At 53.6% G+C, this 9,537-nt stretch carries 9 protein-coding genes and 1 pseudogene; 2 read left to right on the top strand and 8 right to left on the bottom strand.

The window, feature by feature from the left end:
• The 5 genes from Q0526_RS08730 to Q0526_RS08750 all read right to left on the bottom strand — a co-directional run.
• On the bottom strand, positions 1-516 hold a 516-nt coding region (locus tag Q0526_RS08730; RefSeq protein WP_298732597.1), incomplete at its 3' end, for a sulfatase-like hydrolase/transferase.
• A 14-nt stretch (positions 517-530) separates the two neighbouring features.
• On the bottom strand, positions 531-1,652 hold the full coding sequence (locus Q0526_RS08735; protein WP_298732599.1) for a glycoside hydrolase family 88 protein: 1,122 nt from the start codon (positions 1,650-1,652) through the stop codon (positions 531-533).
• 87 nt (positions 1,653-1,739) lie between these two features.
• Positions 1,740-3,335, bottom strand: coding sequence for an extracellular solute-binding protein (locus tag Q0526_RS08740; protein ID WP_298732601.1), 1,596 nt, complete (start codon positions 3,333-3,335; stop codon positions 1,740-1,742).
• A 72-nt stretch (positions 3,336-3,407) separates the two neighbouring features.
• Positions 3,408-4,301: a carbohydrate ABC transporter permease gene (locus Q0526_RS08745; RefSeq protein WP_295424715.1), complete on the bottom strand. Its 894-nt coding sequence runs from the start codon at positions 4,299-4,301 to the stop codon at positions 3,408-3,410.
• A 12-nt stretch (positions 4,302-4,313) separates the two neighbouring features.
• Complete coding sequence (locus Q0526_RS08750; RefSeq protein WP_298732604.1) at positions 4,314-5,291, bottom strand: ABC transporter permease subunit; 978 nt, start codon at positions 5,289-5,291, stop codon at positions 4,314-4,316.
• 431 nt (positions 5,292-5,722) lie between these two features.
• On the opposite strand from Q0526_RS08750, the gene Q0526_RS08755 reads away from it, so the two are divergent.
• Positions 5,723-7,924 carry a helix-turn-helix domain-containing protein gene (locus tag Q0526_RS08755; RefSeq protein ID WP_295424721.1) on the top strand — a complete coding sequence of 734 codons (2,202 nt, stop codon included), beginning with the start codon at positions 5,723-5,725 and terminating at the stop codon, positions 7,922-7,924.
• 21 nt (positions 7,925-7,945) lie between these two features.
• Positions 7,946-8,251, top strand: a complete 306-nt coding sequence (locus tag Q0526_RS08760; protein ID WP_298732607.1) for a hypothetical protein — start codon at positions 7,946-7,948, stop codon at positions 8,249-8,251.
• Between the two features lie 150 nt (positions 8,252-8,401).
• Here the strand turns inward: Q0526_RS08760 and Q0526_RS18810 are convergent.
• From Q0526_RS18810 to Q0526_RS08770, 3 genes and pseudogenes are all read right to left on the bottom strand, one after another.
• Positions 8,402-8,608 (bottom strand): annotated as a pseudogene (locus Q0526_RS18810) (transposase); the annotation flags it as partial.
• Between the two features lie 38 nt (positions 8,609-8,646).
• The gene (locus tag Q0526_RS08765) at positions 8,647-9,024 is read right to left on the bottom strand and encodes an IS5 family transposase (protein ID WP_298732608.1); all 378 of its coding nucleotides are present in this window, start codon (positions 9,022-9,024) and stop codon (positions 8,647-8,649) included.
• A 47-nt stretch (positions 9,025-9,071) separates the two neighbouring features.
• Entirely contained in the window at positions 9,072-9,227 is a 156-nt protein-coding gene (locus Q0526_RS08770; RefSeq protein WP_295424727.1) for a hypothetical protein, read from the bottom strand.
• Positions 9,228-9,537: the final 310 nt, after the last annotated feature.

Here is a 9,537-nt window from a genome sequence, read left to right on the forward strand (position 1 = left end):
GCAGCCGGTTTCAGCGTTGGAGTAATTGCACAGCCGGGTATGCCGTCCCCCCGCCATCTCGGGCACCGGCGTGCGAAAGCGGGGCCCGCCGGGCGCCCGGCGGCCGGCATGGGCCAGAAATTCCTGATAACTGCGCTCAGTGGAAAGCCAGCGGGTCTGACTGGCAGGATCGTCCTCCAGCTTTCCGCCTTCGGTGAACAGATGCTGTTTGCCGCTGTGGATGCATTCGCGGCCGCTGGCTTCCATCATGCCGTACAGGTGGGGTATGCCCTGGTGTACGCACCCCCTCGCGGCGTCGGCAGCGAACCAGGGGTTGATCCGGCTGCCGTTGGTGTTGGGGCACAGACCGGTGAACAATGCGCCCCTGGCAGGGCCGCAGAGGGGGGACGCGCAGTAGGCACGGTCAAAGGTGATGCCTTCTGCCGCGATGGCGTCGATGTTTGGCGTATACCCCTTCCCCAAAACATCCCAGCGCAGCTGGTCCGCTACGATCATGATCAGATGTGTCTGTTTCATGGTATATCGCCTCTTTAAAACAGCCCGGGCAGGCCCTTCCATTTGCCCAGCGCCTCTACAAAGAAGAAGTCGCCGTAGATGATGGGAACGTTGATATGGCGCCGGGCGGGGTAGCTGACGGTACCGGCACGGATGATCCCCTGGGTGCTGTCATCAAAACAGGCGTAGTGTTCCGACAGACTCTGCAGGATCTCCAGGGCGCAGTTGGTAAAGAAGGTTTTTTCCTCCGGGTCCCGTGTCAGGGCGGCGATCTCCAGCATGCCGCTGGCGGCGCAGCTGGCGGCGGAACTGTCACGCGCTTCGCGTTCCTCCCCTTCTGCGCAGAAATCCCAGTAGGGGATCTTGTCATCGGGCAGCGCAGACCAGAAAGTGTGCGCCACCTTTCTGGCCGCATCCAGATAACGCGTGCAGCCGGTTTCCCGGTAGGAGATGGCCATGCCATAGATCGCCCAGGCTTGCCCGCGGGACCAGACAGAATCCGGCCCTTTCCCCTGCCCGCCCAGATTTTCGATCTTGCGCCCGGTTTCGGGATCAAAGCGCACGATGTGGGGGACGGTACCGTCGGGGCGCAGGAAGCTTTCCAGGACGGTGTCGGCGTGGGCCATGGCGATTTGACGGAACCGGGGGTCGTGAAGTTCCCGGGAAGCCCAGTACAGCAGCGAAATGTTCATCATGCAGTCGATGATGGCCCAGCCCTGGCTGTCGGCGTAGACCTCGTCGTTCCAGGCACGCAGGAAGCGGCCGTTCAGGTTGAAGCGCCCCATCAGGTGGCTGGCCGCCTTCAACCCCCGCGCACGTGCGGCTTGGCAGCCGGTTTTCCGGTAGTGGGCCACAGCGGTGGGCATCCACATAAAGCCCACATCGTGGTGGATGTGCAGATATTCATCCAGCGGAACGTCCAGTGCCGTTTCCAGTTCGCAGGCGGTTTCCAGCAGCTTGGGGTCGTGGGTTTCGCGGTAGGCCAGCCACAACAGGCCGCCCCAGAACCCGCCGGTCCAAAAGCTGGGCTTTTCCCGGTCATATTCTCCGTGGGGGCCGTTGGCCACATGAGGAAAAGCCACCCCGATCGAGTCACAATTCCGCCGGATTTTTTTCAGCGAAGCAGTATAGGCGCGTTCCAGTACAGTGGGATCCATTATCGTATCCTCCTTCTTAAACATAAGGGCTTCATGGAAAAAGGCGGGGAAACAGGTTCCCCGCCTTTTTGTGCCGATTTTCCCTGCTCAGTTTGCCATATAGCGGTCGTAAGCGGCCTGGTTGATCTCGATGGCACGTTCAATGCCCTTGTCCTTCAGCGACTGGATGAAAGCGTCGTAGGTGGAAGCAAAATCTTCGGAACCCAAGACCCACTTTTGGATCATCTCCGTGACGTAGGGCGTCACACTGGACATGATTTTGGTATATTCGGAATCTTCTTCGGTGGTGTACTTCAGTGCCAGTTCGCCGTTCAGCTGCGGGATCGGCGTATAGACGTAGCCGCCCTCTTCATACATCTTATTGCCTTCTTTGGCAATATCGTTGCTCCAGGCTTCCTCGTAGGCATAGTCCTGGATCATGCCGATGCGGTACTGCACGCCGTAGTTGCGCAGTTCGCTCAGTGCGGTTTTGTCGGTATTCATGATCGCGTCGGTATACTGGATGCTGCCGTCTTCATTGCGGGTGTAGGTCACGCCTTCCACGCCGTAGTTGCACAGGTCGTTGCCAACGTCAGTGAACCAGAAATCGAAGTATTTGATGGCCGCCACGGGGTCCTCACACTGGGCGGAAATGCCCCAGCCCGGGTTGCCCACGCGGCTGGTGTGGGCAATGCGTTCGCCATTCTGGTTTTCGACCGGCGCAATGGGCAGGAAAGAGAACCCGGGAATGGCCTCGGCCAGTTTGTCGTTATACTCGGCGTTGCTGCTGAACCAGTCGTTGCAGTAGCCGCCCTGATTGGCGCCCAGCAGTACGTCACGGGCATTGGAGCCGCGGGTGAACCATTCGGGGTCGATCAGCCCCTCGGCGTACCACTTCACAGCATTTTCCATGGCCAGTTTGAACTCGTCTTCCATCGGCCCGTAGGTGATCTTGCCGTCACGGACATAGAAATCCTCATGAGCGTCCCAAAGGTTCAGTACGTCGTTGAAACTCTTGGTCCCCTGGCGGCTGAAGAAGGGGATTTCATCCTTCAATCCGTTTCCGTTCGGGTCCTGCTCGCGGAAAGCCTTCAGCACGGTATACAATTCATCTACGGTGTTCGGAACTTCCAGATTCAGCTTTTCCAGCCAATCCATGCGGATAAAATCGCCTTCGGCCACGTCAATGCTTTGCAGTTTCGGGATAACGTAGATGTTGCCGTCTTCCGCAGTGGCGATCTTGCGGAACTCGTCATTTTCTTCCAGGACCTGTTTCAGATGAGGCGCATACTCGTCGATCAGGTCGTTCAGGGGGATCAGGCCGCCGTCATGGCCCAGCTTTTCCAGGTCGGACATATTGACGTAACTGATGATATCCGCCAGATTGCCCGAGGAGAGCATCAGGTTGAAGGCCGTTGTTTCGTCGGAACTGCTCTGGGAAACGCTGCTCTCGAGGCTGACGTTGGTCAATTTGGCAGCTTCCTGGAACACCGCCCAGGAGGGGTCGAAGGTGATATTGTCGAAGATGTCAAAGAAAGTGAAGGTGATGGGCTCTTCCGAGCACAGATACTGGCTGTCGGCGCTGGCTGTGCTGCCGGACGACGTCTCCGAACTGGTGGTGGAGCCGGCCGCCGGTGCGCCGCAGCCGGTGAGAAGCAGCGCGGCAGCCAACATGGCAGAAAGTGCGGAACGTGTTTTTTTCATGTTTTTCCTCCTTGTGTATGTGTGGTTATGATCGTATCAGAAAACAACTCTGATGGAGCCGGAAGCGAGCGATCACCCCTTGACCGCGCCCAGGGTAGCGCCGGATTTAAAGTAACGTTGTACATAAGGGTAGGCGATGAGCATGGGAACGATGGCCAGAATGATGACCGCGTAGATGATGGTATCGGGGCTGGTGGCGGAAGCCGGTGTGATGATGGCTGCCTCCTCTGCACCGGCCACACGGTCTACCAGCAGTTTTTTCAGCATGACCTGCAAGGGGATCTTGGAATCATCGTTGAGGATGTTCATGGCCCAGAAGTAGTTGTTCCAGCGGTTGACCGCGTAGAAGGTCCCCACCGTGACCAGTGCGGGTTTGGATAGCGGCAGATAAATGGACCAGAAGATCCGAATGTTGCTGGCGCCGTCGATCAGGGCGGCTTCCTCTAAGGAATCCGGCAGCTGCTCAAAGAAGCTGCGCAGGATGATCAGGTTGTAAGCGTTGATGGCAAAGGCCAGCAGGATGGTGATGCGTTTGTCCAGCATATTGTAGTTGCGCAGGGTCAGGTACAGCGGGATCATACCGGCCTGGAACCACAGGGTGAAGGCGACCAGCAGCGTGAAAAATTTGCGTGCGATCAAGCGTTTTTTGGACAGCGCATAGGCCATGGTGGCGGTGAAGAACATGTTGAAAATCACGCCGAACACGGTATAGAAGATCGTATTGCCGTAGGCCGTCCACAGGCCGTCCATCTGGAATGCGGCCTTGAAACTCTCCAATGTAAAACCCTTGACGGTGAACAGGACCTCGCCGGACTGTACTGCAAAGGGATTGCTGACGGAGCAGATCAGGATATAATAGATGGGATAAACGGAAACGAGGATGATCAGCACGCACAGGATGCTGGCGGCGATCTCAAAGGCAAGTTCACCTTTGGCGCGGGGAATCTTGTGTTTTGTATGGGTCATGGGGAGTCCTCCTTACCAAAGCGCGGTTTCCGACACTTTTTTGCTGATCTTGTTGGAAAGGACCACCAGGACCAGTGCAATCAGCGATTCAAACAGACCGGCGGCAGTAGCCAGGCCGAAATTCTGCTCCATCAGGCCGGTGCGGTACACATAGGTGCCGATGACGTCGGCTGTCTCGTAAGTAGCAGGCTGGTACAGCAGCAACACGGCCTCGTAGCTGACCTTGACGAGCTTGCCGATCTGCAGGATGAACATTGTAACGATGGTGGGCATCAGGCCGGGGAGCGTGACGTAGCGGATCTGCTGCCATTTGGAAGCGCCGTCCACCTTGGCGGCTTCGTACAGCTGCCGGTCGATCCCCATAAGGGCGGCGACGTATACGATGGCGTTGAATCCCGTCTCGCGCCACATCATCATAATCGTATAGATTGGCCGGAAGGCATCGGGATCCACCATGAAGTAGTGTTCCTCAAGCCCGAGGCTGCGCAGGATGATATTGATCAACCCGGTACTGGGGGAGCAGAAACTCAGCACCATGCCGCAGACGACCACCAGGGAGATAAAATATGGGATAAAGGTGACGGTCTGCGTGATCCTGCTGAGGAAGCGATTGCGCATTTCCGTAAGAAGAATCGCCAAAATGATGGGGGCGGGAAAGCAGAACACGATGTTGTAAAGGCTCAGCATCAGCGTGTTTTTGACCACCCGCACGAAAACGTCGTCGGTAACAAAATCAATGAAATTCTGCAGGCCGACCCATTCACTGCCCGCGATCCCTTTCCAAACGTTGTAGTCCTGGAAAGCGATAACCAAGCCGCCCATAGGAACATAGGCAAACAGGATAAACCAAATCAGACCGGGAAGAAGAAGGAGATACAGATCCCAGTCTTTCCGAAAACGAACCCCTATCCCGTTTTTGCGCAGGGCATCCTGCTGGATCGCTTCGGAAGGGGAGCGCGGCCTTTTTTTACTGCGTAGTGCGAATTTCAAAAGAGTCACCCTTTCCAGTGTGTTGCATTTGGGGCAGAGATGGATCCGCCTGACACGAGGTATTATACCCGTGGGAGAAAAAAGTGTAAATCTTTGCTTTTCTGCGGAAAATTATTGAATAGACGATGTTATTTTCGCAAAACTTTGTGCAGAATGCCGAGTTCGACGGGGACGGTTTGGGCAATCTGCTTATGAACGGGAAGGGAAATATGGTTTTTTCCAGATGGGGAAAGGAAATTTCAATATAAGAAAAGAGGAAGATCTTCTTGTTTTCCTTCAATATAGCAAAGCCGTATGCCGGGGAAAAAGCATCCGATTTGTAGATCCCGGGCTTTTTTGCTATAATATAAGTAAAATATGAAAGGCCGTCATAAGTAAAATATGAAAGGCCGTCCGAGCCGACCAAAGCGGGAGAAAAGGGGCGGGGCTGTTTGGCTAAGCGAACGGGCAGGCATCTGTACAAACACACATTGAATGCGGTTTTCCTTGGGATCTTTTCCGTAGCATTGACGCTGCTGATGCTCGTGTACTTTGTGGCACTGACCGCCAGAACGAAAAGCGAACGAAGAGAAATGATCCTGGCCGATACAGCCGCGCGCTTTGAAATCATAAACACGGAATTGTTGACGGCGTTTCATTCCTTTTCCAACGTACAAAAAAATTCCGCTATGCAGGCGCTGGCACAAAGCGGAAGTCCACAAGAAATGTATTACAACGCGATCGAAGTGCAACAGCAACTTGCAGAGAGCACCCTTGCAGCAAACCGCTTAAACTATTACAGCATTGCGGCGGTCTACCTGGAGCAGGGCAGGGATTTGGTACTGACGCCTACAGAGAGCCTGTCGCTGGAAACTTTTTCTGAGCGGATCGGTGCGGAAAGAGAAGACCTGCAGCAGATCTATGACGAACTGGAAGAGCAGCAATATGACCGCAGTGTTTTGTTTGACACCGGCGTAAACAATGGCGGAAAAATCAACTACCTCACCCTGCACCATTATGGAAGCAACGACTTGCTGTTCGTATTGTCCATAGATCGGGAAAACTTTACCGAAGCATTTGCACCGTTGCAATGTTCGGACTGGATGGTCTGTACGCAGGACAAGGTGCTTGCGGCTAAAAATGATGATCTGTCTCGATACGCTCCCATGATAGACCATGTGCGGGCGCAGGATACAGACCTTTCGGGCTCCCTTACCCTTTTAGATTTTTCCCTTAACGGCGAAAACGTGATGGGCGCGTCTTTTTCAGAAATCGGATGGCTGTTTTTTGCCACCTACGCTTCGGGAACTTTGAGTTTTACCACACTGATCACGATGTTTTTGCTGCCGCTTTTGGCGTTGGTGGCAGGAAGTGTGCTGGTTTCCAAACTGTTGTACCGCCGTTTGTATGCCCCGGTGGAAGAGTTGGTCACTTTGCTGGGTGGCGGCGTGGATGAAGAAACCAACGAATTTGATTATATCAGAGAACAAACTTCCCAAATCTCGGAGAAGGCCCGTCAATTGGATGCCTACCTGCAACGCAGCCAACTATTGCTGACAGAACAGATTTATAAAAACGCGCTGCTGGATGCAAATTTTGATTATGAAGAAGCCCCGCCTGAACTGGAAGAAACCAGTTTTGTCGTTGTGTTGGCAGAACTGGCAGAAGATCCGACCGAGGCGGACGGCTTCACCATGGCAAAATCCCTGCTGCGCGATACCGTCCGGGCAGAGCAAGACGTCCACTTCGTCAGCATGAACGATACCAGTTTTGTGCTTGTGATCCATTGTGAAGATACCCAGCAGGTACGCCAGCGGGTACAGGCGCTGTTTGCGCAGCTGGGGATCTCGGCCAGAATGCAGCTGCGCGTGGCGCTCAGCAGCCCGGCAGTAGGGTTGAAGAATTTGCACATGTTAATGGAGCAGTGCAACCATTTGTTGGAATACCGGCACAGCCTGCCGGATCAAATGTTCATCACGGCTGAAGATGCAGCGCAAATTTATTACAACGGGTACTATTATCCGCTGAAAGTGGAAGTCAACCTGGTGCAGATGACCGTCGGAGGAACTGAGGGCGCTCTGGCGCTGCTGGAAGAGATCCTGCATGAAAATCTGGTAAACAAGATCCTCTCGCCGGAAAACAGAAAAAGCTTCTTTTTTGCATTGGTATCCACACTGAATCGAATTTATCAGGAATTGCAGCTGGAAGGATCCGACGATTACCCGCCCATCAATGATTTTTTGGCTTGTGCGGATACCGACCAGCTGCTGCAGATGATCAGAACCACATTTGCCCGGATCGTGTGGAACACGTCCCAACGGAACGCCAGCATCAAACAGGACGTCGGAGAGCGAATGATGGCGTATATCAGAGAGAATTACAGCCAGGATATTTCGTTGGATGACATGGCAGAAAGGCTGAATGTATCGCCCAAATACTGCAGCGCACTGTTCAAAAAACAGACCGGGCAGACCTTTAAAAAGGTACTTAACGAATACCGTATTGAAAAAGCGAGAGAGATCCTGCAAAAGACCCCTGACAAACGGATCAATGATCTGGCCGTGGAAGTAGGTTTTACCAGCGCCAATACTTTTATTCAGGTATTCAAACAGTATACAGGAACGACACCGCACCAATACGCGACCGGCGTATGAAAGGAGATCTGCCAAAAACGTTTGCACACGCGCTACGGGAGGGCTGAATCGCCCTTTCCCAGCCCATGGACAATCATCGCCCCGGAAAAAGAGGCCAAAGCAGCTTCTTTTTCCGGGGCGCTTTATCTGATTTGGCGGCGGTTTGGCAGACCATACCTGAAGGGAGAGCACCACCATCCGGCCGCGTTTTCCCCGCCGGGGCTGTACCGCTCAGCCTTCCTTGGTCTTTACCGTTTCGCCGGTGATCGTGCGCATCGCTTCTTCCAGGCTCATGCCGTTGGCCACGGCCTCTTTCCGGGCGGCGTTATTTGCCTACAGTCTGTTTGAAAACCATCAAATTAACCAAACCAGAATGCAAGCAAGCGAGGCAACCGCATGAAAACAGACGGCTTTTTTCTCATACCGTGTAGAAAAACGGCGATGATTTTTGAGTCTTAGGAACAAGTTTTCGACCAGATGCCGTTCCTTGTAGATGTGTCAATCCGTTTTTCTCGGATGTCTTGCGCTATCACGGCTTGGAATGACAGGAATTCCTCCGCGCTCTTTGACCCAGCGAACAAATTTGTCGCTGTCATAGCCTTTGTCGGCAAGGATCAGTTTCCCTGTCAGATCAAACGGCTCCAACACCTCTTTCGCCAGGCAAATATCATTTCGATTCCCACTGGAAAGTAAAAAGCGCAATGGATTACCAAGTCCATCCGTTACCGCATGAACCTTGGTTGTTAATCCTCCACGGCTGCGTCCGGTGAACTCATTTTCGCCCCTTTTTTAGCACAACTGCCGTGCTGATGCACTTTAATCGTTGTGCTTTCCAGCATAAGCGTTGTCTCATCGACTATATCTTGCTGGATCAAATTCGTCAGTACGTTCTCCCATACGCCTGCTTTTGTCCATGCACGAAATCGACTGTATACGCTTTGCCAGGGGCCAAACCGTTCCGGTAAATCCCGCCACGGGATTCCCGTATTCAGCCAGTATACCATTGCATTGAGCATTTCCCGATTGCTCTTGGCCGGACGGCCTCCCTGCGGTTTTTGCTCTGGTGGCAGCAAATCCTTGATCTTATTCCATTGCACTTCGCTTAATTCATGCCTTTTCATATTTTCATTTTACTATTTTTGGCATCCTGCACACAAGTGCTGGGTTTTCAAACAGACTCTAGGGCCTTGAACATCCAGCCTTTGTAGGCTTCCACGCCGGGCTGGTTGAAGGGGTTGATGCCCAGAATGCTTCCGGAGATGTAGCAGACGAACTGGAAGAAGTAGAACAGCTGGCCGAAGTTGTAGGCGTCCAGCGCGGGCACGCCGAAGATCAGGCAGGGCAGCTTCTGGCTGTGGGCCGTGACGGTGGCCGAGAAGGCCGCCTTGTTGATGTCGTAGAAATCCTTTTGTTATCCCTGGTCGGTGACAGCATCTATGCCACCGCTTCCTTGACGATAAAAATTTTAGAATACATGCAAAAGAAAAAGGACTGATGTCCGACCATCAGTCCTCATTCATGCACTGCAAACAGTGACCACAAAAAGAAAAGAGCCAGCAACTTTCGTTGTTGGCTCTTCCTGGTGCACCATCGGGGACTCGAACCCAGGACCCACTGATTAAGAGTCAGTTGCT

The sequence above is a fragment of the uncultured Subdoligranulum sp. genome, from assembly GCF_937890665.1.

Bases quoted from the DNA above. Each gene is read 5' to 3' on its own strand.
- Q0526_RS08765 (WP_298732608.1), bottom strand. From the start codon at position 9,024: ATGAAAAGGCATGAATTAAGCGAAGTGCAATGGAATAAGATCAAGGAT.
- Q0526_RS08735 (WP_298732599.1), bottom strand. From the start codon at position 1,652: ATGGATCCCACTGTACTGGAACGCGCCTATACTGCTTCGCTGAAAAAA.
- Q0526_RS08745 (WP_295424715.1), bottom strand. From the start codon at position 4,301: ATGACCCATACAAAACACAAGATTCCCCGCGCCAAAGGTGAACTTGCC.
- Q0526_RS08740 (WP_298732601.1), bottom strand. From the start codon at position 3,335: ATGAAAAAAACACGTTCCGCACTTTCTGCCATGTTGGCTGCCGCGCTG.